Source organism: Candidatus Latescibacterota bacterium (assembly GCA_020633725.1).
In the GTDB taxonomy this organism is placed as follows: Bacteria; Krumholzibacteriota; Krumholzibacteriia; order JACNKJ01; family JACNKJ01; genus VGXI01.
Genome location: JACKDC010000001.1, coordinates 964,977 through 989,073 on the forward strand (window position 1 = coordinate 964,977; position 24,097 = coordinate 989,073).

21 protein-coding genes are annotated in these 24,097 nt (G+C 71.6%); 14 read left to right on the forward strand and 7 right to left on the reverse strand.

From position 1 onward, the window contains the following. Window positions 1–9 precede the first annotated feature (9 nt). Window positions 10–495, reverse strand: coding sequence for a hypothetical protein (locus tag H6693_04250; protein MCB9515379.1), 486 nt, complete (start codon window positions 493–495; stop codon window positions 10–12). A gap of 178 nt (window positions 496–673) precedes the next feature. On the opposite strand from H6693_04250, the gene H6693_04255 reads away from it, so the two are divergent. The 13 genes from H6693_04255 (at window position 674) to H6693_04315 (ending at window position 13,142) form a co-directional block, all read left to right on the forward strand. Beyond that, on the forward strand, window positions 674–1,048 hold the full coding sequence (locus H6693_04255) for a dethiobiotin synthase (GenBank protein MCB9515380.1): 375 nt from the start codon (window positions 674–676) through the stop codon (window positions 1,046–1,048). A gap of 127 nt (window positions 1,049–1,175) precedes the next feature. Beyond that, a complete protein-coding gene (locus H6693_04260; GenBank protein MCB9515381.1) occupies window positions 1,176–3,089 on the forward strand; it encodes a choice-of-anchor J domain-containing protein in 1,914 nt (637 codons plus the stop codon). A gap of 255 nt (window positions 3,090–3,344) precedes the next feature. Then, complete coding sequence (locus tag H6693_04265; protein MCB9515382.1) at window positions 3,345–4,793, forward strand: MmgE/PrpD family protein; 1,449 nt, start codon at window positions 3,345–3,347, stop codon at window positions 4,791–4,793. A 66-nt stretch (window positions 4,794–4,859) separates the two neighbouring features. After that, the gene (locus tag H6693_04270; protein ID MCB9515383.1) at window positions 4,860–5,567 is read left to right on the forward strand and encodes a DUF4198 domain-containing protein; all 708 of its coding nucleotides are present in this window, start codon (window positions 4,860–4,862) and stop codon (window positions 5,565–5,567) included. Beyond that, complete coding sequence (locus H6693_04275) at window positions 5,567–5,986, forward strand: hypothetical protein (GenBank protein MCB9515384.1); 420 nt, start codon at window positions 5,567–5,569, stop codon at window positions 5,984–5,986. The genes H6693_04270 and H6693_04275 overlap by 1 nt, the downstream gene beginning before the upstream one ends. Further along, window positions 5,983–6,969 (forward strand): transporter, encoded by a 987-nt coding sequence (locus H6693_04280; GenBank protein ID MCB9515385.1) that lies wholly within the window; start codon window positions 5,983–5,985, stop codon window positions 6,967–6,969. The genes H6693_04275 and H6693_04280 overlap by 4 nt, the downstream gene beginning before the upstream one ends. A 22-nt stretch (window positions 6,970–6,991) precedes the next feature. Continuing rightward, window positions 6,992–7,639, forward strand: coding sequence for an energy-coupling factor ABC transporter permease (locus H6693_04285; protein MCB9515386.1), 648 nt, complete (start codon window positions 6,992–6,994; stop codon window positions 7,637–7,639). Then, entirely contained in the window at window positions 7,636–8,181 is a 546-nt protein-coding gene (locus H6693_04290) for an ABC transporter permease (protein ID MCB9515387.1), read from the forward strand. The genes H6693_04285 and H6693_04290 overlap by 4 nt, the downstream gene beginning before the upstream one ends. Beyond that, complete coding sequence (locus H6693_04295; GenBank protein ID MCB9515388.1) at window positions 8,174–8,935, forward strand: ABC transporter ATP-binding protein; 762 nt, start codon at window positions 8,174–8,176, stop codon at window positions 8,933–8,935. The genes H6693_04290 and H6693_04295 overlap by 8 nt, the downstream gene beginning before the upstream one ends. A 3-nt stretch (window positions 8,936–8,938) precedes the next feature. Further along, entirely contained in the window at window positions 8,939–9,358 is a 420-nt protein-coding gene (gene nikR, locus H6693_04300) for a nickel-responsive transcriptional regulator NikR (GenBank protein ID MCB9515389.1), read from the forward strand. Between the two features lie 89 nt (window positions 9,359–9,447). Further along, window positions 9,448–10,680 carry an HpcH/HpaI aldolase/citrate lyase family protein gene (locus H6693_04305; protein ID MCB9515390.1) on the forward strand — a complete coding sequence of 411 codons (1,233 nt, stop codon included), beginning with the start codon at window positions 9,448–9,450 and terminating at the stop codon, window positions 10,678–10,680. Next, entirely contained in the window at window positions 10,677–12,236 is a 1,560-nt protein-coding gene (locus H6693_04310) for a citrate lyase subunit alpha (GenBank protein MCB9515391.1), read from the forward strand. The genes H6693_04305 and H6693_04310 overlap by 4 nt, the downstream gene beginning before the upstream one ends. 3 nt (window positions 12,237–12,239) lie before the next feature. Further along, complete coding sequence (locus H6693_04315) at window positions 12,240–13,142, forward strand: DMT family transporter (protein MCB9515392.1); 903 nt, start codon at window positions 12,240–12,242, stop codon at window positions 13,140–13,142. Window positions 13,143–13,148: 6 nt separating this feature from the next. Here H6693_04315 and H6693_04320 read toward each other — a convergent pair whose 3' ends face one another. The 6 genes from H6693_04320 to H6693_04345 all read right to left on the reverse strand — a co-directional run bounded on the left by H6693_04320 (window position 13,149) and on the right by H6693_04345 (window position 23,171). Then, complete coding sequence (locus H6693_04320) at window positions 13,149–17,180, reverse strand: response regulator (GenBank protein ID MCB9515393.1); 4,032 nt, start codon at window positions 17,178–17,180, stop codon at window positions 13,149–13,151. A gap of 128 nt (window positions 17,181–17,308) precedes the next feature. Then, window positions 17,309–18,427: a DUF3524 domain-containing protein gene (locus H6693_04325; protein MCB9515394.1), complete on the reverse strand. Its 1,119-nt coding sequence runs from the start codon at window positions 18,425–18,427 to the stop codon at window positions 17,309–17,311. 39 nt (window positions 18,428–18,466) lie between these two features. Next, window positions 18,467–19,585 (reverse strand): isocitrate/isopropylmalate dehydrogenase family protein, encoded by a 1,119-nt coding sequence (locus tag H6693_04330; protein MCB9515395.1) that lies wholly within the window; start codon window positions 19,583–19,585, stop codon window positions 18,467–18,469. A gap of 95 nt (window positions 19,586–19,680) precedes the next feature. After that, window positions 19,681–22,233 (reverse strand): heparinase II/III family protein, encoded by a 2,553-nt coding sequence (locus H6693_04335; protein ID MCB9515396.1) that lies wholly within the window; start codon window positions 22,231–22,233, stop codon window positions 19,681–19,683. An 87-nt stretch (window positions 22,234–22,320) separates the two neighbouring features. After that, window positions 22,321–22,578 carry a hypothetical protein gene (locus tag H6693_04340; protein ID MCB9515397.1) on the reverse strand — a complete coding sequence of 86 codons (258 nt, stop codon included), beginning with the start codon at window positions 22,576–22,578 and terminating at the stop codon, window positions 22,321–22,323. Between the two features lie 2 nt (window positions 22,579–22,580). Beyond that, window positions 22,581–23,171 carry a hydrolase gene (locus tag H6693_04345; GenBank protein ID MCB9515398.1) on the reverse strand — a complete coding sequence of 197 codons (591 nt, stop codon included), beginning with the start codon at window positions 23,169–23,171 and terminating at the stop codon, window positions 22,581–22,583. 145 nt (window positions 23,172–23,316) lie between these two features. On the opposite strand from H6693_04345, the gene H6693_04350 reads away from it, so the two are divergent. Continuing rightward, the gene (locus tag H6693_04350) at window positions 23,317–24,093 is read left to right on the forward strand and encodes a VOC family protein (protein MCB9515399.1); all 777 of its coding nucleotides are present in this window, start codon (window positions 23,317–23,319) and stop codon (window positions 24,091–24,093) included. Window positions 24,094–24,097 lie beyond the last annotated feature (4 nt).

The following is a 24,097-nucleotide window of genomic DNA, read 5'->3' on the forward strand; positions in this document are numbered from 1 at the left end:
GCCGGCTCCCTAGAAGCGACGGGACACGCCGAGTCTGAAGCCGTCGGCGCCATGCGGGGCGATGCCGGCATGCCAGCCCTGCCGGCCGGGGGCATCGAGACGGGCAGACTCGTCGTTCTCACCCGCCCGATCAGTCCTCACGATCGAGGCCAGCACCGCCGCAGTCCCAGCAACCACGAAGAACAGCCCAACCCCCTTGAGTTGCCCGCTGTAGAAGTGATCCTTGTCGGGAGCGGTGAGGGTGTTGTCGTCAAGGGCAGTGATCAACCGGCTCATCGATTCGACCGTCTGTTCCGCCTGGCGATCCAGCTCGTTGTGGATCATCAGAAGCACGGCCCCCGTGCCCAAGAGGGACGCGCCAAGAATCACCACGGAATAGCGGTCGGTGTCCACATTCTCATTTCCCGCCTCGAATCCGATGCGAGCCTTGGCCGGCATGGCAGAGAGCAAGCCATACAGGCACAGGACAACGGCGAAGCAACGGCTGGTCTTCATTCCTCGTTCCTCCGTTGGCTGGGGTCACCGCAACAGACTAGCGACTGAGCCAGGCGCGGCTCAAGTCACCACTTCCGGCGGCATGAGCGGCTCCCTTGCCACAGACCCCGCGATCGGCGACACTTCATGCTCGAGTCCGCGCCTGTACCGCCAAGTCAACCGACCGGAGTGCGACGAGATGGAAGCCAATAGCGAACGCAACGAAGACACCCACGACGACCAGCACCAGCCCTTCGTGCACTGCGTGCGCGAGGTGGAGGCCGGCGACGTCCTGCCGGTGGGCCTTCGCGTCGGCCACGAGCAGGAGCACCCGGACGCGCCCGACCACTTCATCGACGCCCTGCGCCTCTACGACGGCGACCACCTGCTCGCCGAGGTCCGCTTCGCCCAGGGCCTGCTCGGCCCGGCCGGCGGCAACCCCGCGATCTCGCTCAACCTGGTCCCCGAGGCCGGGACGCTGGCCCTGCGCGCCGAGGCCCACTGCACGCGGCACGGCGATTTTCGCAGCGAGGCGGTGGAGGTCCGGGTGAATGAAGCCGAGGCCGACGTCTGATATAGGCCGGCTCCTCCACTATTCTTGAAGAATGCGCTCCGGTCCGGGGCGCATTTTTGCTAGAATCGCCGGGAATCCGGGCCGGCGCTTTCGGCGTCCGGTCACTATCTCACTTCGGAGGTAATCCATGAGCCACCGCAATTCCCTGACGGGATGGACCGCGCGAGTCCTGCTCTGCCTCGCCCTTGCGGGACTTCTCGTCGTGCCCGCTGTGCAGGCGGCGCCTGTGCAATCCACCGTCCCCCCCGGCGACCGTGACGACAACCTGTTCACCGAGGGATTCGAGACCGCCTGGCCGCCCGCCGGCTGGGCCACGATCCAGACCGGCAGCCCCACCTGGGGACGCAGCAACTACGACCACCACACCGGCACCTACAGCGCTGCCGTGTTCTGGAGCAGCTCGCCCCAGAACGAGTGGCTGGTCCTGCCCGCCATCGACCTCAGCGGCGCGATCAATCCCAAGCTCGAGTGGTACGAGCGCGCCCTGAACTGGGCCACCGGCGGCCACCACATGATCATGGCCAGCACCACCAGCCAGACGGACATGGGCTCCTTCTCCGTCATCGCCGACCAGACCCCCGGCAACCACAGCATCACCGACTTCAGCGGCGAACCGGCCACGGTGAACCTCGTGAGCCTGGCCGGGCAGCCCACGGTCTACCTGGCCTTCCGCTACACCGGCACCGCGGCCACGAACGACTCCTGGTTCATCGACGACGTCCGCATCTACACGCCGAGCGGCCACGACGTCGGCGCCGTGAGCGTGAGCCCCGGCGGCGGCAACCTCGACGGCGGCACGCCCGTGACGCCCCAGGTGACGGTGGAGAACTTCGGCCAGTCCGACGAGAGCTTCGACGTCACCCTCGACATCAGCGACTCGGGTGGCGTGGTCTACAGCCAGACGATGAGCGTCACCGCCCTCGGGCCGGGCCTGCAGGAAGTGCTCAACTTCCCCAACTTCACTCCCGACCCCGGCGAGTACTACGACCTCAGCGGCAGCACGATGCTGGCGGGCGACGGCGACGCCGGCAACGACACCGCCCTGTCCGACTTCACCACCTACTTCGATCAGCACGTGCCCATCGCCTTCTTCTTCACCAACAGCGGCTGCCCGCCGTGCTACATCCCGAATCTGCTCGTGGACGACTACATGCCCGATCAGGGCAACAACGTGTCCATGCTGCGCATCCACGTGTGGTGGCCCTACGGCGGCGACATCATGTACCTGGCGAATCCGGCGCAGTCCCAGGCCCTCGTGAGCGCCTTCGGCGTGAACGCCGTGCCCGACTTCTACCTCGACGCGACCTGGGCCGTGGGCTACGACGGCCCCGCCATGATCGCGGCCATGGACGAGGGCAAGACCTGGAAGAGCCCCATGCACATGGACCTGGCCTGGGATGACAGCATCGACCAGCTCACCGTGAACGAGGTGGTCACCGGTGCGATCCGTCCGGGCGCCAACTACCAGCTCTTCTGGGTGATCACCGAGGACAACATCGTGCATGCCGGCGGGAACGGCGAGACGGTCCACCACCAGGCCTTCCGCCACCAGTGGCCGGCCATCGTCTCCGGCGACAACGTGCTCAGCACGCCGGGCACGCACAGCTACTCGGTCTCCGCCCCGCTGGACGGAAGCTGGGTTTACGACAATCTCCGCGCCACGGTCTGGATCCGGGACATGAACTCCGGCGACGTGGTGCAGTCCGCCACGGCCTTCCTCACCGAGATCGGCGACCTGACCGGCGTGGAGACGCCCACGGCGCCGGCCTTCGGTCTCGCGGCCAACCACCCCAACCCGTTCAATCCCAAGACGAGCATCGACTTCGCGCTGAACGCCGCCGGCCCCATGAGCCTGCGGATCTACGACAGCGCCGGCCGTCTCGTCCGCACGCTGCGCACGGGCGTCATGGACGCCGGCCCGCACAGCATCACCTGGAACGGTGTGGACGACGCCGGCCAGCCGGTGGCGTCGGGCGTCTACCTGGCGCGCCTGGAGAGCGCCGGGCAGAGCGACAGCCGGAAGCTGTTGCTCGCGAAGTAGCGCTCGCGATCGATTTGCCTCGCTTCACAGTTCGTGAGGCACTCGGCCAAATCGATCGCTCGCTGGCTTGGCAGAGCGGAGGCGCGACCTACACGCCACCCGCTCTCATCCTGACTGGCCGGGGGGCTCTGGGGTCCCCCGGCCATCTTTATATCTCCTGGTCATGCCGGGGCTTGCCAGCGCCGCGCCGGGCCCCCATTATCTCGCCGCGGCCGCGCATCGACCGGCCGCCCACCCCAACGCCTGGAGGATCCCGTGAGCACCGCGCCCGCCGTCACGCTGTCCCGTCAACTCGCCGACTTCGCCCACGCTCTCAAGTGGGAGCACCTGAGCCCCGCCGCCGTGCGCGAGGCGCGGCGCTTCTGGCTCGACAGCCTGGGCTGCGCGCTGGGCGGCACCAAGGCCCACGACGCGCGCATCGCCAAGAAGGTCTTCCGCCGCTTCCGCGGCCGCCCCGAGGCCACGGTGATCGGCACCGACTGGAAGACGAACGCGCGCGACGCGGCCTTCCTGAACAACCTCATGATCCGCATCATGGACTTCAACGACATCTACTGGGAGCAGGACCCCAGCCATCCGTCGGACATGCTGGGCACCGTGCTGTCGCTGGTGGAGCAACAGAAGCTGAGCGGCAAGGACCTCATCGTCGCCACCGTGCTCGCCTACGAGATCGAGATGCGCCTCTGCGAGGCGGCCCACCCCGGCATCCGCGAGATCGGCTGGCACCACGCCACGCTGACGCAGTTCGTCTCCCCGCTGATCGCCGGCAAGCTCTACGGCCTCAGCCCCGAGCAGATGATGCACGCCGTGGGCATCGCCGGTTGCCGCCAGGGCACGTTCGGCGGCGTGGTGGCCGGCAAGCTCTCGATGATGAAGAACACGGTCGACCCCATGGCCGGCGCCGAGGGCGTCGTCAGCGCGCTGCTGGCCGCCGAGGGCTACACGGGGCCGGAGGCGGTCTTCGAGGGCAAGGAGGGGCTCTTCCACTGCCTGGGGACGCAGACCGGCGTCGCCTGGAAGCCCGAGATCCTGACCGACGGGCTCGACGCCCTCCTCACCAAGCGCAAGAAGGGCAAGTCCGCGGGCGACACGCAGGGCGCCGAGTTCCGCATCGTGCGCTGCGGCATGAAGGCCTTCCCCACCGAGGCGCTGACGCACTCGCCCATCTCCTGCGCGCTGGACCTGGTGGAGGGCGGCGGCTACAAGCCCGAGGAGATCGAGTGGGTGGAGGTGCGCACCACCGCGCGCGCCAAGGACATCCTCTCCGACCCGAGCAAGTACATCCCGAGCTCCAAGGAGACGGCCGACCACTCGCTGCCCTACGTGATCGCCGTCGCCCTGCTGGACGGCGCCGTCACCACCGACTCCTTCACCGAGAAGCGCCTCAAGGACCCCGTCCTGCCCACGGTGATGGGCAAGGTGCGCGTCGAGGCCGACGCAGCCATCGACGCCGCCTTCCCCCAGTACAAGCGCGCCGAGGTGATCCTCAAGCTGGCGGGCGCCGAGCCCCGCCGCGCGAAGGTGGACTACCCCAAGGGCGACCCGCGCAACCCGATGAGCGACGCCGAGCTCACGACCAAGTTCGCCGCCCTGGCCGGGCTCAGCCTGCCGAAGAAGAAGCAGGCCAAGGTGATCGGGCTGGTCCAGGAACTGGAGAAGCTGGAGCGGGTGACGCCCCTGCTCGCCGCCCTCCGCGCGAAGTAGGCCGTCCGCGGGACGCCCCCGCAGTTTCGACTTGCGGGAAGCGGCGCCGGCGACTACCCTGGTAACATGAAATGGTCTGTCGTATTACTCGCCGCGAGCCTGCTCGCGGCGAGTTCCGCCGCCGCACACGATCTGTGGCTGGAGTCGGACCAGGGACGGTGGTCGCTCCGCTACGGGCACCTGCACGACGCGGGCGATCACGGAGCCACGGCGCTGGAGCTGCCCCCCGGCTGGATCCTGGGCGCGCGTGGTCTCGATGCCGACGGCGCGCCCTTCACGCTCGCTGCGGAGGCCGCCCGCGCCGCCGGCTGGCCCGCCGGTGCTCCCGCGCTTCTCGTCGCGACCAGCTCCGGCGTCTGGACGAAGAGCACGGAGGGCACGCGCAACCTGCCCCCCGCCGAGCTGGCGCACCCCCTGGGCAGTTGGCGCTCGCTGGAAAGCGTCAAGGGGATCGCCGCTTGGCTCCCCGCCCTCGCGGCGCCCCTCGGCGCGGAACTCGAGCTGTCGCCGCTGACGAACCCGCTTACGCTTCGGCCCGGCGACAAGGTCACGGTCCGCGTGACGCGCGCGGGCGCGCCCCAGTCCGACGTGACCGTCGCCTACGACGGCAGCCCCCGCGGCGTCACCGCCGCCGACGGCCGCGTGAATGTCCGCTTGCGGCGCCCGGGCCTGCAGCTCATCCAGGCCACCCAGGAGCGTCCCCTCGTGGACGACGTCGCCGACAAGGTCATCGAGACCACGGCCCTCACCTTCTCGATCGAGGACGCGCGCTGATGCGGCGGCTGCTGGCACTCGCCCTCCTCTGCCTGGCGACGTCCGCCGGCGCGCACGAGGTGGCCGCAACGGTGAGCCGTGAGGAGGCCGTGGTCGTCACGCTGCGCTACGGCGACGGCAGCCCCTTCGCCTACGAGCACTTCGAGGTCTTCCCCCCGGGCGAGGACGTACCCTTCGCCACCGGGCGCTGCGACGCCGAGGGCCGCGCGCTCTTCCTGCCCGACCGGCCCGGCGAGTGGCGGGTGGTGGCCGAGAGCGAGGACGGCCACGGCGCGTCGCTCACCGTCCAGGTGGACAGCTCGGGCGTGATCAAGGCGAAGCCGACCTCGCTCTGGGAGCGCTCGGCCCGTCTCGTGGCGGGCCTGGCGCTGATCGCCGGCCTGTTCGGAATCCTGGCGCTCTTCACACGGAGGCGATGATGAAGCGTCCAGTCCTGGCCCTCGGCCTGCTCGCCCTGCTCCCCCTGCAGGCGGGCGCCCACCACGGTGTCGCCTCTCTCGGCGCGGCCGGTCTCGAGGGACCCGGCGCGCCCGTGGAGACCTCCGCTTCGGCCACCCTGCCCCAGGGCTCGCTGCTTGTCTTCCTCAAGCTCGATCAGGCGGACTTCGAGACCTTCACCGCCGCCCGCGACGACGAGGCCACGACGAACCGCTTCTGGCTCTACGGCGCGGGGTACGGGATTCGGCCCTGGCTCTCCGTCTATGCCATCTGGCCCTACAACGTGAAGACGATGGAGAACAACGCCTACAACACCGCCGGCTTCGCCGATCCGAACTTGATGGCGGTGCTGGGCTTCACGTGGGACGGCGGCCTGCGCCGGGTGCCCGCGAACGAGAGCCTCGACGACCTGGAAGACTGGCACTTCACCGTGTACGGCGGCGCATCGCTACCGCTGGGCGATTCGGAGCTGGCCGACGCCGATGGCGCCATCGATCCCGGCCGCTCCCTGGGCTTCGGCGAGCCCTCCTTCAGCGCCGGCGTCACCGCCACCAAGACCCTGGGTCCCCGCAACACGTTCACGCTCGAGCTGTCGACGATCCACTTCAACGAGCACGTCTACGATGACGGCAGCGCCGTGCGCTTCGGCAGCGAGCAGCGGGCCAACGTCGCCTGGAGCCTGCGCGTCCTCGAGAACGCCGCGCGGAAGTTCCGGCTGGACAGCAACCTGGAAGCCAACTTCCTCGCCCTGGGCCGCGACGCGCTGGACGGGGTCGGCGAGGAGGCCACCGGCGGTAGAATGCTCTACCTGATGCCGGGCCTGCGCGCCTACTATGCGAACCTGAGTCTGGGACTGGGCGTCAAGCTGCCCAGCTGGACCGATCTCAACGAGGACGATCTGCAGCAGGGCGCCGAGGGCAAGGAGAACTACCGCCTCGTGCTCAGCTTCTCCGCCCTCCACTGAACACCGGGAGCCCCGACCGACCGTGCACGTGCCCGACGGCATGCTCAGCCCCCGCTTCTACCTGCCCAGCTGGGGGGTGGCGGCCCTCGCCTGGGCGCTGGCCCTGCGTCGCGGGCGCCGTCGCTGGGACCTCGACCTGCTGCCCCGCATGGCGTCGCTCACCGCGCTCGCCTTCGTGCTGATGAGCCTGCCGCTGCCCCTGCCCGGTGGCACCAGCGCCCACGCGTCGGGCATCGGCATCCTGGCCTTGAGCGTGGGCCCCGCCCTGGCCTTCCTCGCGATCTCGGGCGTGCTGCTGCTGCAGGCGCTGGTCTTCGGCGTCGGGGGCATCACCACGCTGCCCCTCAACGCGCTGGCCATGGGGCTGGTCGGCGGCGGCGCGGCCTGGTGGAGCTGGCGGCTGCTGAGGCCGCTGAGCGAGCGCGCCGCGCTCTTCGGCGCGGGCTGGCTCGCCACGGCCCTGCCGGCGCTGCTCGTCGCCCTGGCGCTCGGCCTGCAGCCGGCGCTCGGCCGCGCAGCCGACGGCTCGCCGCTCTACTTCCCCTACGGGCTGGGCGTGACGCTGCCGGCGGTGCTCGTCCCGCACCTGCTGCTGGGGATCGCCGAGGGCGCGCTGACCCTGGCCGTCTGCCGGGGACTGGAGCGCTGGACGCGGAGCGGCACGGAATGAAGGACCGCCTTGGGCTCGCGCTCTACCTGGCGGCGGTGGTCGCGGCCACGCTGATCCACCGGCCGCTGCTGCTGGGCGCGGGGCTGGCCGTGGCGGTGCTCGCGGCAGGCCGCGCGGCGCCGCGGGTGGGCCGGCGGGCGCTGGCGGCGTCGCTGCCCTTTCTCGTCGTGCTCGACCTCTCCCTGCTCCTGCCCCTGACCGAGGGCTCCCGCGCAGCCTACCTGCTGCGCACGGACCTGCGCCTGCTGCTGCTGGCCTGGCTCAGCGCGCTGCTGGTGGAGCGCGTGAACCTCTTCCGCGCGCTGGCGCCCTTCCGGCGCCTCAGCGCGCTGCTGGTGCTGGCCAGCGGGCAGGTCCTCCTGTTGAGGCGGGTGCTGGGCGACTTCCGGCTGGCGCTGGCGAGCCGGTCGCCCTCGCGTCCCACCCTGCGCCTGCTCTACCGCCAGACGGCCGCCACCGCGCGGAACTTCCTCGTCCGCAGCGAGAGCGACGGCCTCGAGCTGGCCCAGGCCCTCCGTTCCCGGGGGTTCGACCTTGATTGAGGCCCGCGCCCTCGGCTTCGCCTACCCGGGCGCCGAGCCCGTGCTCCGCGACGTCAGCTTTCGCCTCGAGGCAGGCGAGAAGGTCGTGCTGCTGGGCAGCAACGGCGCCGGCAAGAGCACCCTGCTCAAGCTGCTGGACGGCCTGCTCTTCGCCGGCGAAGGCGCCGTGGACTACGAGGGCGCGCCGCTGTCCAAGTCGCGGCTGCGCGAAAAGGGTTTCCGCCGCCGCTTTCGCAGCGAGGTGGGGTTGCTCTTCCAGCGTCCCGAACTGATGTTCTTCAACCCCACCGTGCTCGACGAGATCGCCTACGGTCCCCGTCAGGCGGGCCTCGCCGACGCCGAGGCGGTCGACCGCGCGCGACACTGGGCCGCGGAGCTGGGCCTGGCCGGAGTCCTCGACCGCCCGCCCGTCCGCCTCAGCGGCGGCCAGCAGCAGCGGCTGGGCCTGGCCTGCCTGCTGGTGCTCGAGCCGAAACTGCTGCTGCTGGACGAGCCCACCGCCCACCTCGATCCTCCCTCCACCGGCTGGCTGGTGGACCTGCTGCCGCGTCTCGCGGCCACCACGCTCGTCAGCACCCATCGCCTCAGCCTCGCGCCCGAACTCGGCCGCCGCGCGCTGCTGCTGGCGCCCGACGGCCGCTTGCTCTACGATGGCCCCGTGGCGCCGCTCGCCGACGACCGCGAGCGCCTGCTGGCCGCCGGCCTGCTGCACCGCCACGGGAACGGGCACTACCACGCCCACGACTGGGACTGAGCCATGGCCGACGACACGCTCCAGCGCTTCAGCGTCTCCCTGCCGGCCGAGCTGCTCGAGGAGCTCGACCGCCGCGTCACCGGCCAGGGCTACGCCTCGCGCTCCGAACTGATCCGGGATCTCATCCGCGAGCGGCTGGTGGCGGAAAAGTGGGCCGCCCGGCGCAGCACGGTCTTCGGCACGCTGACGCTCAGCTACGACCACCACCAGCGCGGCCTGGCCGATCGCCTCACGCAGCTGCAGCACAACCGGCACGTGAACGTCCTGTGCAGCACCCACGTGCACGTGGACCACGACCACTGCCTCGAGGTGATCCTCCTGCGGGGCCGTCCCGACGAGATCGAAAAGCTCGCCATCCGCATCGGCGGCCTCAAGGGCGTGCGCTTCAGCCGGCTGACGCGCGCGTCGACGCTGGACGCCTGAGCGCCGCCGTCCCGCCGGCCATTGCGCCCGCGCGCCGGCCCGTGCTATTTGTTCCGGCTGCCTGATCCTCCAACGAAGCGAGGCCTAGCATGTGCGCTGCCAAGGCCGCGGCGGGCGCCCGGGGTGCGGACGTCCGCTCGGACTGCTGGATCGAAGTCGATCCGATCGCCGCCGATGGCATCGAGATCGCGCTGAAGTCCAAGGTGGAGTCGCTCTACGGCGCGTCGATCCGCGCCCAGCTGGCGGACGGCCTCGCGCGCCTGGGCCTCGCCCACGCGCGCGTGACGATCGACGACAGCGGCGCCGTCCCCTTCGTCATCGACGCCCGGCTCGAGACGGCCGTTCGCCGCGCGCTGGGCGACCAGGCGCCGGCGGCGACGCTGCTGCCCGCGACGCGCGTGGCGCTCGCCCCGTCGAAGCGCGACCGCTTCCGGCGCAGCCGCCTCTACCTGCCCGGTACGCAGCCCAAGCTGATGCTCAACGCCGGCCTCCACCGCCCCGACGCCGTGATCCTGGATCTGGAGGACGCCGTCGCGCCCTCGGAGAAGGACGCCGCCCGCTGCCTCGTGCGCGGCGCACTGCTCGCCCTCGACTTCGGCGCCGCCGAACGCATGGTGCGCATCAACCAGGGGGAGCGCGGGCTCGAGGACCTGGAGTGGATCGTGCCCTACGGCGTGCAGCTCGTGCTCATCCCCAAGGTGGAGAGCGCGGCCGAGGTGAGGGCCGTCGCCGAGCGCGCGGCGCGCATCGCCGCCGACTGCGGGCGCGCGGAGCCGCTCTGGCTGATGCCCATCATCGAGAGCGCGCTGGGCGGACTGAGCGCGCTGGAGATCGCGCGGGCGCACGCGGACGTGGTGGCGCTGGCCATCGGTCTGGAGGACTACACCGCGGACCTGGGCGTCCAGCGCAGCAACAGCGGCGAGGAGAGCTTCTGGCTGCGCAGCGTGGTGGTGAACGCCGCGCGCGCGGCGGGCATCCAGCCCATCGACACCGTCTTCAGCGACGTGGACGACATGGACGGCCTCGCCGCCAGCGTCCGCGCGGCCAAGCAGCTCGGCTTCGACGGCAAGGGCTGCATCCACCCGCGGCAGATCCCCGTGGTCCACGCCGCCTTCGCTCCCACGGCCGACGAGATCGCCAAGGCCTGCCGCATCGTGCAGGCCTTCGAGGCGGCCACGGCCGCCGGCCTCGGCGTGGTGAGCCTGGGCAGCAAGATGATCGACGCCCCCGTGGTCAAGCGGGCGCAGCGCACGGTGACACTGGCCCTGGCCGGCGGACTGCTGGCCGAGAACTGGCGCGAGAACGCGGAGGTGCAGGCGTGAGCGACTGGACCGTCAATGCCGCCGGCCGCCGGGTGCCCGGCGTGATCAACGCCGTAGCCCAGGTCCCCTTCCAGGGCGTGGGCGGCTTCCGGCCCAGCGGCCGCAAGGCCGCGCCGGCCATCGCCAGCTGCAACGACTACCCCGCCAGCGGCGACAAGCGCGTCCCCTCGCTGCGCGAGGCGCTGGAGCGCGCGGGGCTGCGCGACGGCATGACCATCGGCAGCCACCACCACTTCCGCAACGGCGACCTGGTGATGAACCAGGTCTTCGCCATCGCCGCCGAGATGGGCGTGAAGGACCTCGTCTGGTTTCCCAGCGCGGCCTTCCCCTGCCACGCGCCGGTGATCGAGCACATGCGCAATGGCGTCGTGCGGCGCGTGGAGGGCAGCCTCAACGGTCCGCTCGGGCTCAACGCGAGCCACGGGAAGATGGCGGGCGCCGCGGTGCTGCGCAGCCACGGCGGCCGCTGGCAGGCGGTGCAGGACGGCGAGGTGCACATCGACATCGCCATCCTCGCCGCGCCCACGGCCGACGCCTTCGGCAACGCCACCGGCGACCGCGGCCCCAGCGCCTGCGGGAGCCTGAACTTCGGCCTCGTGGACAGCCTCTACGCGGACCGGGTGATCGTCGTCACCGACAACCTGGTGCCCTTCCCCTGCCTGCCCTGGCAGATCCAGGGCAACAACGTGGACTTCGTGGTGGAGCTGGAGCGGGTGGGCGATCCGTCGCAGATCGTCAGCGGCACCACCGTGCTCACGCGCAGCCCGGACCGCCAGCTCATCGCCGAGCTGACGGCCGCCTTCATCCGCAGCACGCCCTACTACCGCGACGGCTTCTCCATGCAGGCCGGCGCCGGCGGCACGGCGCTCGCCACCGCGATCTACCTACGCGAGATGATGAAGGCCGACGGCTTCCGCGCCGCCTTCATGCGCGGCGGCTCCACGAAGTACCTGGTGGAGATGCTCGAGGAGGGGCTGATCGGCACCATCCTCGACGGCCAGACCTTCGACCTCGACGGCGTGCGCTCCATGCGCGAGAACGCGCTGCACGTCGCCACGAGCCCCTTCACCAGCTACAACTGGCACGGCAAGGGCAACTTCGCCTCGATGATCGACTTCGTCGTGCTGGGCGCGACCGAGGTGGACCGCCACTTCAACGCCAACGTGGTGACGCACTCCGACGGCCTCATGCTCCACGGCATCGGCGGCTGGCAGAACTGCCTCACCGCCAAGGTGACGATCCTGCCCATCCCCTCCTTCCGCGACCGCATCCCCGTGCTCGTGGACGAGGTGACCACGCTCTGCGGGCCGGGCGAACTGATCGACGTGGTCGTCACCGAGCGCGGCATCGCCGTGAACCCGCGCCGCGAGGACCTCATCGGCCCCGCGCGGAAGGCGGGCCTGCCGCTGCGTCCCATCGAGGAGATCCAGGCCGAGGTGGAGGCGCTCTGCGGCGGCAAGCCCGCCAGGCCCGAGCTCGGCGACGAGGTCGTGGGCGCGGTCAAGTGGGTGGACGGAACCCTGCTGGACGTGATCTATCGCGTTCCCGAGCGCTAGCGCGTGAGTCACGCCGGCGAGCTGGCCGCGCTGGGCACCAGCCTCGGCTTCACGCTGGGTCCCACCTTCTTCTCGCTCGCCGGGCGCCGCGTGGGCTCGCAGGTGGTGAATCGCATCCGCCTGCTCGGGGCGGCGCCCCTGCTCGTCCTGCTGCACTTCGCGCTGACGGGCGCGCCGCTCCCCGCCTTCGACGCCACCCGCTGGCTCTGGCTCGCGCTCTCCGGTCTGGTGGGGCTCGTGGCGGGCGACGCCTGCCTCTTCCGCGCCTTCGTGCTGATCGGCCCGCGGCTCACGATGCTCGTCTACAGCCTGAACCCCCTCATCGCGGCACTGCTGGCCCGCGTCCTCTTCGGGGAGCGCCTGGGCCCGCTGCAGGTGCTGGCCATGGCGGTGACCCTCGCCGGCGTGGGCTGGGTGGTAAGCGAACGCCAGCCGAGGACGGGCCCGCAGAGCGCCCCCGACGGCTCCCTGGCGCCCGGACTCCTGCTGGCGCTGGGCGGGGGGGCCGGTCAGGCGCTGGGCCTCGTGTTCGCGCGGCAGGGCCTGGGCGACGGCCTCCCCGCCCTCTCCGCCCACGTGCTGCGCATGTGCGCGGCGGCCGTCGGCATCTGGATCCTCGCGCTGGCCCAGCGGCAGGTGCGGCTCACCTTCCGCCGGCTTCGCGAACAGCCTCGCGCGCTGGGCACGATCCTCGGGGGCATGACCTTCGGTCCGGTGGCGGGCGTCTGGCTGGCCATGGTGGCGATCGCGCGCACGGAGCTCGGCGTGGCCAGCACGCTGATGGCCCTGCCGCCCATCTTCCTGCTGCCGGTGGGCCGCTTCGTGTTCAGGGAGCGGGTCGGGGTGCGCGCCGTGGCCGGCACCCTGCTGGCGGTGGCCGGCGCCGTCGCGCTCTTCCTGCTCTGACGGGGTCTAGTGCGCGACCAGCAGCCCGGCGCGCTGCAGGGCCGCCTGCAGGTCCTCGGTGCGCAGGGGCTTGCTGACGTAGTCGTCCATGCCCGCCTCGAGGCAGCGCTCGCGATCGCCCTTCATCGCGTTGGCCGTCACGGCGATGATGTGCGGCTGCCGCTCCGGCGGCAGCTCCGCGCGGATGCGGCGCGTGGCGCCGAGGCCGTCGAGCTCGGGCATCTGCATGTCCATGAGGACGACCCCGTAGCGCTGCTCCTGCAGACGCTGCAGCGCGACCAGCCCGTTCTCCGCGAGATCCGCCCGCAAGCCGATGCGCTTGAGCATGCTGATGGCGACCTTCTGGTTCACCGCGTTGTCCTCCACCAGGAGGATGCGGACCGCTGTCTCCGTCGAGGCCCCCTCGGCGCGGGCCGTGGGGTCCTGGCCGGCCGGCGACGCCGCGTCAGGTGAGGGCGTCGTACCGGCGTCCGCGTCGTCGGCGAAGAGCATGCCCAGGAGCTGCCGCAGCTGGCTCTCCTTGACCGGCTTGTTGAGGGCGCCCCGGAAGGCGGGATCGCCCGGCCCGCCGGTGGGATGTCCCTGCAGCAGCAGGACGGGCACGTTCGAAGGCGCCAGGGCCTCGGCCACCTGCCGCGCGCAGTTGCCGCGGTCGAGGCCGCCCAGGTCCTCGTCGACGAGCGCGAGATCCCAGCGCTCTTCGCCACCCAGCAGCTGCCGCGCCTCCGCGCTGCTCGCCGCCGCCTCCACGCTGAAGCCGAGCGCGCGCAGCTGCCCCTGCAGCGCGGCGCGGCTCGAGGCGTTGTCCTCCACCAGCAGCGCGCGGCGACCCGCGCCCACGCCGTCCGGCGCCCCGCCCGCGGGCGCGGCTTCCAGGACCTGCGCGCGAAGCGTGAAGTGGAAGGTCGACCCCTTCCCCTCCTCGCTCTCCACCCAGATGCGTCCGCCCATCAGTTCGCAGAGCTGCTTGCTGATGGCCAGGCCCAGTCCCGTGCCGCCGTACTTGCGCGAGGTCGAGGCGTCGACCTGGCTGAAGGAGCGGAAGAGACGTCGCTGCCCGGCGGGCGAGATGCCGATGCCCGTGTCGCGCACCGCGAAGTGCAGTTCGGCGCGTCCGCCGCTGGTGGAGCGCGAGGCCACCGTCAGTGACACCTCGCCGCGCTCGGTGAACTTGGCCGCGTTGGACAGCAGGTTCAGCAGGATCTGCCGCAGTCGCTGGTGGTCGCCCTTCAGCGTGAGCGGCAGGTCCGGCGCGAGGAGGCAGGACAGCTCGAGACGCCTCTCGGCCATGCGCAGCGCCACGAGGTCCAGCGCCTCCTCCACGCAGTCGCGGAGGGCGAAGGGTTCGTCCTGCAGTTCCAGCTGGCCGGCCTCGATCTTCGAGAAGTCGAGGATGTCGTTGATGATCACGAGGAGCGCGTCGCCGGAGCTGCGGATGATCTCCAGGTAGTCGCGGTGCTCCGGGTTCGGCGCGCTGTCGATCAGCAGCTGCGCCATGCCGATGATGCCGTTCATCGGCGTGCGGATCTCGTGGCTCATGGTGGCCAGGAACTCGCTCTTGGCCCGCGTCGCCGCCTCGGCCTCGGCGCGGGCCTGCTCGGCCTCCTGCTGCGAGGCCTGCAGATCGCCCACCAGGCGAACGAGCTGCGAGGTCCGTTCCTTCACCCGCACCTCGAGCCGGCGCATGCGATAGCGGTTCAGTCCCAGGCCCAGCGCCCACACGGCGCCCAGCAACGCCAGGCCCAGCGAGCCGTAGGCCCACCAGGTCTCGCTCCAGCGGTAGCGGATCGCGAAGGGGAAGACACCCTCGCCGCTCTCGACGCCGTGGGCGTCCGTGCTCTTGACGCGGAAGCGGTAGCTGCCGCCGGGGAGGTTCGTGTAGTCCTTGTGCTGCTCCGCGGTCGGCTCCGACCAGCCGCGGTCGAAGCCCTCGAGGAAGTAGCGGTAGCTGGCGCGATCGGGCGCGTCGAGGCTGGTGGACGCGAAGCTGAAGCGCAGCGCGTTGAGCGTGGCGGGGAAGGCGGGCGCGTCGAGGTCGGCGCGCGGACTGCCGCCGAAGAGCAGGGAGTCCGAACCGGCGGGCGTCACGCTGGCGATCACCGGCCGGAACACGTCGAGCTGGCGCTTCTCGATGCGCGGATCGTAGCGGAGCAAGCCGTAGTTGTTGCCCGACCAGAGCACGCCGCTCGGTTCGATGAGGAGGGACGTGCTGCCCACGGGGGGCATGCGCTTCAGGGGCGTCGCATCCCAGCGATAGCCGCCGTCCTCCCGCGGCAGCACCCGGCCCACGTCGGGCCCCGCGTAGGCCCAGACCTCGCCGCCGGCGCCCTGTGCGAGCAGGCTCACGTCCAGCTTGCCATCGGCGAACTGGGGACCGAAGCTGGAGTCCGGCACCAGGGGATGCAGGGCGGCCATCGCCAGCGAGTCCGGATCGATGCGGTAGAGACCGTGCTCGGCGCCAACGCGCACGCGGCCCCCCAGCGCGAAGAGGGACAGGTTCCAGTCCGCCGTCGCCCCCTGCTCCGGCCCCAGATCCACGCGCAGCGACGGCGCCGCCGCGTAGCCATCGCCGTAGGCGAGCAGCAGGCCGCTGTCGTGCTCGAAGGCCACCACGATCGTGCCGTCGGCGTCCTGCTGGACGCCGCGCACCGCCGCAGACAGGCCGCCCAGCCGGCCTTCCCGGCGCCAGCTTCCCGTCGCGTCCGGCGCGCGCAGCAGCGAGACGCCCTCGTCGTGGGCCACCAGCACCAGGTCGGGCTCGCTGAGGCTCGACGCCAGCGCCCGAACGCTGAGGTCCTTCTCCACGGGCGTGGCCGTCTCACCGTCGATCGCGTAGACGCCCTCGTTGCAGCCGCCCAGCAGACCCGAGGGCGTCTCGAGCAGGGCCCAGCACTGCGTGTCCACACCCTCGACGCGCGTGAAGCCGAAACGGCCGTCCGTGCGCCGCGTGCTGGCGAAGAAGCCCCAGGACGTGGCCGCGTAGAGCCTGCCGTCGTGAAGCGCCAGCGCCTCCACCGAGCCCTCCAGCCCCAGGCGCTGGTCGAAGCTGCTCAGCCGCCCGGGCAGCTCGAGCCGGGAGATGCCGCTGTCCGTGCCCACCCAGAGGCCGTCCTGCCGGTCGGTGAACAGGCCGAGCACCATGTTGTGGATGAGGCCGACCGACTCGTCCTGCACGGTCAGCAGCTCGCCGGCGGGCGAGAGCAGCATCACGCCCTGGCGGAGCGTGCCCAGGGCGAGGTTGCCGTCGGACAGGGTGATGATCTCGTAGACCTGCGCCTCGCGCAGGCGCTCGTGCAGCGCGGGAGCGAAGGGCGCGAACGCGCCGCGCTCGTAGCGCAGGAGGCCGTCGTCGTAGGAGGCGACCAGCAGCCCGCCGCCCGGCGCCGCGTGAACCACCGTCACGTGCTTGTCGGCGTAGGCCTTGCCGCCGGGAATCAGGTGGAAGCGTCCGTCGTCGCCGAGTTCCGCCAGGCCGCGCCCTTCGAGTCGCGTGTAGACGCCGCCGCCGGCCTCCCACAGCCCCTTGAATTCGCCGCCGTCCCGCCACACGCGCAGCGAGTCCGCGCCGCCCGTCCACAGGTACACGCCCGCGCGCCCCTGGAAGTAGACGCCCGCGTCGGTCTCCGCGATGGAGTAGATCTCCTCCACCTCGCGCGCGCCCGCCGGAAGCAGCGGCCGCAGCGACCGCAGCCGGGGCACGCCCAGCGAGTCCGGCTCGAGGACGCCGAAGTCCACCCGCGAGCCCACGCAGATGCGTCCGCGCCGGTCGAGGTGCAGGGCGCGCACGATGTTCGGCCCCAGGTCCTCCACGAGCCGCCAGCGCACGCCGTCGTACTGCAGCAGCCCGCTGGTGTTGCCCACGTAGACGAAGCCCAGGCTGTCCTGGACGCCGCACCAGTTCTGCAGGTTGAAGCCCAGTTCGCCCGTGTCCACGTTCTGCGCGTAGACGAGCCCCAGCTCCGCGTAGGGATTCTCCGCCGCGCGCGACGCGGCGGGACCGAGGCAGAGGACGAACAGCAGGACACGCAGTCGACTCATCGCGCCGCCGAAACCGTGGGAGTTCGCGCACGGCGGCCACCGCGGCCGACGTGTCGCCATTGGGGAATCGGCCTCGTGGCGCACTTGCTTGAGAAGATTTGGGAGACGGGCCGCGCGAGCGACAGGGGCTAGACGTCCCCGTCGCGCCCCGCCGTGGCGAAGAGCTCCCGCCAGCGCCCGCCCAGGGCGGACCAGTCGTGGGCCAGCGCCGCGGCGCGGCACTCCTCACCCCGCCAGCGCTCCGGCTGGAGCAGATGCGTCCTCAGCGCGCCCTCGAGTTGCCCGGGCGGGTAGCGACGGGACGCGGGCCAGAGCTCCGGGTAGACGAGCGCGTCCGGCACCAGCGGCAGCGCGCCCGCCGCGGCCGCCTCCAGCAGCGCGAGCCCCTGGAACTCGTGCCGGGCGCAGGAGACGACCAGGTCGGCCTCGCCCAGGGCCTCGGCGTAGGCCTCGCGGCTCTCGAGGAAGCCCCAGTGGGCGACGCGCGTCCCCAGCGCCTCACGCGCCACGTCGAAGATCGGCGGCGTGGCGGCGAAGCGCTCGCCGAGCACGGAGACGCTGAACTCCAGTCCCTCGCCCGCCAGCGCGATCAGCGCGGCGAAGAACTCCTCGGGGCCCTTGTCGTGCTCCCAGCGGTGGTTCCACAGGATGCGCGGCGGGCCCTCCCGCGCCGCGCGCGGCCGCGCCGCCAGCTCCGCGAGCGCGGCCGGCACCGGCAGCACGGTCGAACGCGCGCGCAGCTGCTCGACGAGCCCGGGCAGCCGCGGCGCCGGCAGACGCCGGAGGAACTCCGGCAGCGCCGTCAGGAAGCTGTCGCGGTTGTAGGCGCTGTTCCACAGCACGCGGTCCGCCGCCGCCGCGCTCTGGACGTTCGTCCACGCGTAGTGCTCGTCACGGCGGTCGTCCACGCGCACGGGATAGGCGAGCTGGTTCTCGTGGAAGTAGAGCAGCAGAGGCAGCGCGGCGGCCTCGCGCGGCAGCAGTCCGCGCAGGGCGGCGGCGTCGAGCAGCGAGGTGACGAAGATCCCCGCAGCGTCGGGCCGCTCCCGCCGCCAGCGCTCGGCGAAGTGCAGGGCCGCGCCCCGCATGCGCCACTTCCAGCGGCGCGGCGGCAGGGTCCAGCGCTCGAAGCGAAGCGGGCCGGACAGGCGCGCCACGAGGCCGTCGATCAGATGGCGATGGCTGCCGCCGTAGTAGGGCTCGATGAGAATCCAGGGACGCGCGTGGACCGGAGGGCTCGCGCTCAACGCGTCCTGCCCTCCGGTCCGCACGGCCTCACGCGTCGCCTAGAGCGCCCTGGCGACGGCCTCGGCCATCTCCAGCGTGCTGTTCGCGCCGCCCATGTCGTAGGTGCGCACCTTGCCCTCGGCGATGACCCTGGCGATGGCCGCCTCCAGGCGCGTCGCCGAAGCGGTCTCGCCCAGGAAGTCGAGCATGAGCTTGACCGAGAGCAACATCGCCATCGGGTTCACCTTGTACTGACCCGCGTACTTGGGCGCGCTGCCGTGGGTGGGCTCGAAGACCGCGAACTTGTCGCCGATGTTCCCGCTGGCCGCGAAGCCGAGACCGCCCACGAGCTGGGCCGCGAGGTCGCTGATGATGTCGCCGAACATGTTGCCGGCCACCAGCACGTCGTAGTCCTGGGGGTTCTTGACCAGCCACATGCACATGGCGTCGATGTTCGTCTCCCAGAGCGGAATGCCGGGGTAGTCCTTCGCCACCTCGCGCGCCGTGCGCGTGAAGAGCCCGCCCGTCTGCCGCAGCACGTTGGGCTTCTCCACCAGCGTCACGGACTTCCTGCCGTTGGCCTTGGCGTACTCGAAGGCCTGGCGGGTGATGCTCGCGCAGCCGGCCTTCGTGACCAGGCGCGTGGTGATGGCCATCTCGTCGCGCGGGACGTCCGCGAAGCGCTTCGCCTTGGGCATGTGCTTGGTCATCATGGCGAAGAGCTCGTCGGGCACGGGATGCGCCTCGAGGCCCGTGTAGAGGCCCTCGGTGTTCTCGCGGAACACGACGAGATCGATCCCGTCCTTGTAGTTCAGCGGGTTGCCCGGGTAGGCCTTGCAGGGCCGCAGATTGGTGTGGAGGTTGAACTCCTGCCGCAGCCGGACGATGGGACTGAAGTAGACGAGACCCTTGCCCTGCAGCGAGGGGTCCAGCTCCTTCTCCGCCTCCGCCACCGGCTTGCTGGTGATGGCGCCGAAGAGCGCGGCGTCGCTCGCGTGGAGCATGGTGATGGTGCGGTCGGGCAGGGCGTTGCCCTCGCTGCACCAGAAGTCCCAGCCGATGTCGCCGTGCGTGTACGCGGCGTCGAGCTTGAGGGCGTCCAGCACCAGGCGGGCGGCTTCCATCACGTCGTTGCCGACGCCGTCTCCGGGGAGCCAGGCGATCTTGTAGGCGGCCACGGGAGTCCTCCTCTGCGAATCTCGGTGTGGCGGAAGGAAGAAGTGTCGAAGCGCCGAGCAATGTACCCGCCCGCGCGGGCCCTGGCAAGCCCGGCCTAGCGGAGCAGGAGCACCCGCCCTCTGGCCTCGCCCGTGGCGCTGCGCAGGCGGGCCAGATAGAGCCCCGAGGCCGCGCGGTGACCGGCGCCGTCGCGGCCGTCCCAGTGCAGGGTGCTGACCCCCGCGGGCAGGGGGCCGTCCAGCAGCTGGCGGACGTGCCGGCCGCGGACGTCGTAGAGGTCCACCCGCGCGCGCGTCGCGCCCGGCCCCGAGAGCGACAGCGCCACCTGGTCGACGCCCGCCACCCGCAGCCGCCAGGGGGAGCCGGCGGCCGGCGGGACGGCGGCGGCGTCGTCCTGCTCGACGTAGTCCCCCACGCGCACCCAGGGCACGGGCGTGTCGCCGGCCATGACGGCGGTGGCCGCCGGGGCGAAGACCTGGAAGTCCAGGCGATCGCTGGAGAGCCAGACCGTGTCGAGGTCCGCCGACACCCAGCCCGTCTCGGAGAGGTCCACGTAGAGGCGGTCGTGCAGGATCAGGCTGCTCCCCTGCACGAGCAGGGTGCGCGTGCCCTCCGGGCGGACTTCCACGAGACCGAAGCGGCCGACGAGGGTGACGTCCTCCTTGTCCAGCGGGCCGTCCCAGGCGGCGACCAGGTCGCGCTGCAGGTCCGTGCCCTCGCCGCGCACGGCGTGGACGCCGTTGTCGAAGCGCTCGGTGGTCACGGTCGGCGCCGTCGCGCCGTCCGGCAGCAGTTCCAGCTCCCAGAGGAAGCGCGCCTTCATGGCGGTGTAGTCGACGGTGAGGAGCCGGCTGTCGGGATCGTCGTTGCCGTTGTCGTAGTCGGCGGCGCTCCAGCCCGTGCTCGCCGGCGCCGGGACGAGCAGGTGGGCGTCCATGCCGCCCGCCGGGCCGGCGAAGGTGTAGCGATCGGCGCTGACGCTCAGCGCCAGCTGCTGGCCGACGTGCAGCCGCCACTGGTAGTCGTGGTTCACGGTGTCCTTCTGCAGGTCGTCGAGCAGGTAGAGCGTTGGCGCGGCGGGCGCCGCGTCCGGCAGCAGCAGCACCCAGCGGTCGGCCAGCAGCATGGGGTTCCCGCCGTCGTAGCCCCAGGACCAGTCGGTGCCGGGCAGGGGCTGGTCGGGATCGTTGTAGGGCGAGTGGCTCGTGTAGGCCGGCTCCATGTCCGCGCGGAGGACGCGGCAGAAGCCGCGGTCCACCACGCGCGTCAGGACGCCGTCCGTGCCGATGCTCGAGCCGGCGTTGTGCTGTCCCACGCCGTCGACCAGCGGCAGGTTGTGCGACTCGGTCTGCTTCGCCGGATCGCCGGTGCCATGGTCCATGGCGAAGGTCTGGCCGAAGGCGCGCAGCGTGAACTGGCCGACGTCCTCCTGCCAGTGCCCGCCGCGGAAGGTCCCCGCCTGCAGCGTGAAGTGCACGCTCTGGGCGAGCGGATCGCCCGGCCAGCCGCGCCGGTAGACGTAGAGCCCCTGGTCGGGGAAGAGCCGCTCGCCGTCCAGCAGCCCCTGGGGCGGCAGCTGGGCGCCCGCGCGGTGCCAGAGCAGCGTGGCCGTGTAGTCGCCCACGGACGAGTAGTTGAACCCGTGCGCGCCGCTGATCCAGTCCTGTACCCAGCGCGCGAAGCGCGGATCGGGCTGACGGTACTGCGCCCACTCCCAGAGCGTCGAGTGCAGGGCCAGCGGCCGGCTCGACTCGTTGCAGTCGTTGCGATTCAGGCAGTAGCCGCCGCCCTGCGGCAGCAGCGAGTAGGCCGCCCACTCCAGCACCGCGCCGATCTGCGCGTCGTCCCAGGCGGTCAGCCCGTCGATCCGGCGCTGCGCCTCCCAGAGCGCCGGCAGGAAGCGGAAGACGAAGCCGAGATAGAGCCCGCCCTCGCCGTAGCTGCCGTCCTGGCCGAGCAGGTCCGTCAGCGCCTTCTGCACCAGGTGACCGCCCAGCGTCTTCGCCTGCACGAGCAGCGTGTCGCCCGGCCAGTCGTCGCGGAGCGTGAGCTCGGCCTGCTGCAGCGCGGCGCCGATGGCGATGCTGTGATTGCTGCAGTAGGGGTTGTAGATCCCGCGAGTGAAGACGAAGTCGGTGGTCATCACGTCGAGGTAGTCGCGCAGTTCGGTGAAGAGCGCGGCCGTGGCGGCGCTGTCCGCGCCGGACCAGGCGAGGTCGTAGATGTGCAGCAGACTGCGCAGCCGCAGCGCGGCGGACAGATCGTCGCCGGAGCCGAAGACGTCCTCGTTCGCGACGAGGTAGCCGGCCACCTCCTGCAGCTTGTCGCGCACGGAGCTGGCCAGGGGCTCGTCCGCGAGCTGGGTGAGCAGCCCCAGCGTCGGCACGGTGGTGATGCCCCCGTTCGAACCGAGGATCACGCTCGGCGACAGGCCGTCGTAAACCTCCCCCATCGTCTGCATCAGGTAGAGGGTGCGTGCGCGCACCGAATCGGCCGCCACCGAGTCGGGCAGCGTGGCGATCAGCGCGGGGTCCACCAGGAAGCGGGGATGCAGCGCGTCGTAGTCCGCTCTCGCCTGCCGCCCGTGGACGAGCGCGATCAGCAGGAGCGCGGCGAGGGCGAGCGCAGCGCGGCGTCGAGGGGGCAAAGGGGGCCTCCAAGGCTGGTGGATTTCAGCCAGTGCACCGACCCCTTCATTTTACCAGGAAGTCCGGGGGACGTCCAAGGCCGACCGCTAGGGGACCGCGTCCAGCGCCGCGCCGCAGTCGGTCGACTGGCAGATCCACTGCAGTTCGCAGCGGTCCAGGGGGAGGCCCGTGGCCTCGATCTGCAGCTCCTCGGGCGCCAGCACCTGCTTGACCATCACGCCCCCGCAGCGCGGGCAGTCGCGCTGGGCGTAGTGACAGACCGGGCAGCGCAAGGCGTCAGGCGCGCCGGGCTCCGGGTGCGCGTCGAGTTCGCTGAGGCAATTGGGACAGGCCACCGACTGCATGTTCAACCTCCGTGGGCGACCGCGCCCGCCAGGCCCAGGGACTCCGCGCGCGCGCGCATGCCGGCGATGGTCTCGGCGATGAGCGCCTCTAGCGGCAGCCCCAGGCGCTCGGCGCCCCGCTCGATGTGCGCGCGGTCCACTCCGGCGGCGAAGCGCGCGTTGGTCCACTTCTTCTTCACCGAGGACGGCTCGAGGTCCAGCACGCTGCGGCTGGGGCGCACCAGGGCGGCCGCGGCCACCAGGCCCGTGAGCTCGTCCACCGCGAAGAGCACCTTCTCCATGTCGCTCAGGGGCTCCAGGTCGGTGCAGATGCCATAGGCGTGACTGATCGCCGCGCGGATGAGCGGCTCCGGCCAGCCCTCCTCGCCGAGGATGCTCGCCGTGCGGACGCAGTGCTCGTCGGGGAACTGCTCGTAGTCGAGATCGTGCACCAGCCCGACGACGCCCCAGAGCTCCGGGTCCCCTCCGTAGCGGGGCGCGAAGTGGCGCATCACCGCCTCCACCGCGAGGGCGTGCTTGCGCAGGGCGTCGCTCGCCGTGTAGCGGCAGAGCAGCGCCCAGGCCTCGTCGCGTGTCGGTGTCGTCGGGGTCATGGCCTTCTCCTCGGCAGCCGGAGCCCGGCAGTCTAGCGCATCGGCCGCCGGAGTTGAAGGGCGCGCCGCCGCCCGCTATAGTGTCGCCACCTCCCGCGGGCGGCCCGTCCGCCCGCCATTCGCCAACGCCTCCAAGGAGCGTGCGATGAACGCGACGTCCCCGGTTCGCGGCCTTCCCGTCTGGTACGAGATCCTCACCCCCGACGCCGCGGCCTGCCGCCGCTTCTACACGGCCCTCTTCGACTGGAAGGAAGTGCCCTGGGCCAGCGGCGCGGGCGAGTATCTGATGTTCGCCGTGGGCGAGCGGCCCATCTGCGGCCTCGACGACCGCAGCGTGAAGCCCGGCGAGCCCGCGCGCTGGGTCACCTACTTCAGCGTGGACGACGTCGACGCCACCCTGGCCGCCAACGAGGCCGCCGGCGGCGCGACGCTGGCCGGCCCGGACGACGTCCCCGAGGTGGGGCGCATGGCGGCCTGCACGGATCCCCAGGGCGCCGTCTGGTGCCCCTTCCGGCCCAGCAACGCGCCGGCCGTGCAGGACACCGCCTCGCGCGCGCCGGGCGACTTCATCTGGGTGGAGCTGCTCTCGAAGCAGCCCGAGGACGCGGCGCTGCACTACGCCGATCTGCTCGGCTATACCGTCGAGACGATGGACATGGGCGCCATGGGCCTCTACCGCGTGCTCAAGGTGGGTGAGGTGGGCATCGGCGGCGTCATGCCGATGCCGCCGGACGCCGCCGCCCCGCCGCAGTGGCTGCCCTACGTGCGCGCCGTGGACGTCGACGCCACGGCCGCGCGCGCCCAGTCCCTGGGCGCTCGCGTGGAGTTGCCGCCCACCGACATCGGCGACGTGGGCCGCGTCGCGGTGCTGACCGACCCCCAGGGCGCCAGCATCGCGCTTTACCGACCGGGCGAGGCCTAGTCTC

Bases quoted from the DNA above. Each gene is read 5' to 3' on its own strand.
- H6693_04275 (MCB9515384.1), top strand. From the start codon at position 5,567: ATGCGGCGGCTGCTGGCACTCGCCCTCCTCTGCCTGGCGACGTCCGCC.
- H6693_04305 (MCB9515390.1), top strand. From the start codon at position 9,448: ATGTGCGCTGCCAAGGCCGCGGCGGGCGCCCGGGGTGCGGACGTCCGC.
- H6693_04280 (MCB9515385.1), top strand. From the start codon at position 5,983: ATGATGAAGCGTCCAGTCCTGGCCCTCGGCCTGCTCGCCCTGCTCCCC.
- H6693_04350 (MCB9515399.1), top strand. From the start codon at position 23,317: ATGAACGCGACGTCCCCGGTTCGCGGCCTTCCCGTCTGGTACGAGATC.
- H6693_04345 (MCB9515398.1), bottom strand. From the start codon at position 23,171: ATGACCCCGACGACACCGACACGCGACGAGGCCTGGGCGCTGCTCTGC.
- H6693_04270 (MCB9515383.1), top strand. From the start codon at position 4,860: ATGAAATGGTCTGTCGTATTACTCGCCGCGAGCCTGCTCGCGGCGAGT.
- H6693_04250 (MCB9515379.1), bottom strand. From the start codon at position 495: ATGAAGACCAGCCGTTGCTTCGCCGTTGTCCTGTGCCTGTATGGCTTG.
- H6693_04255 (MCB9515380.1), top strand. From the start codon at position 674: ATGGAAGCCAATAGCGAACGCAACGAAGACACCCACGACGACCAGCAC.
- nikR (MCB9515389.1), top strand. From the start codon at position 8,939: ATGGCCGACGACACGCTCCAGCGCTTCAGCGTCTCCCTGCCGGCCGAG.
- H6693_04290 (MCB9515387.1), top strand. From the start codon at position 7,636: ATGAAGGACCGCCTTGGGCTCGCGCTCTACCTGGCGGCGGTGGTCGCG.
- H6693_04260 (MCB9515381.1), top strand. From the start codon at position 1,176: ATGAGCCACCGCAATTCCCTGACGGGATGGACCGCGCGAGTCCTGCTC.
- H6693_04340 (MCB9515397.1), bottom strand. From the start codon at position 22,578: ATGCAGTCGGTGGCCTGTCCCAATTGCCTCAGCGAACTCGACGCGCAC.
- H6693_04320 (MCB9515393.1), bottom strand. From the start codon at position 17,180: ATGAGTCGACTGCGTGTCCTGCTGTTCGTCCTCTGCCTCGGTCCCGCC.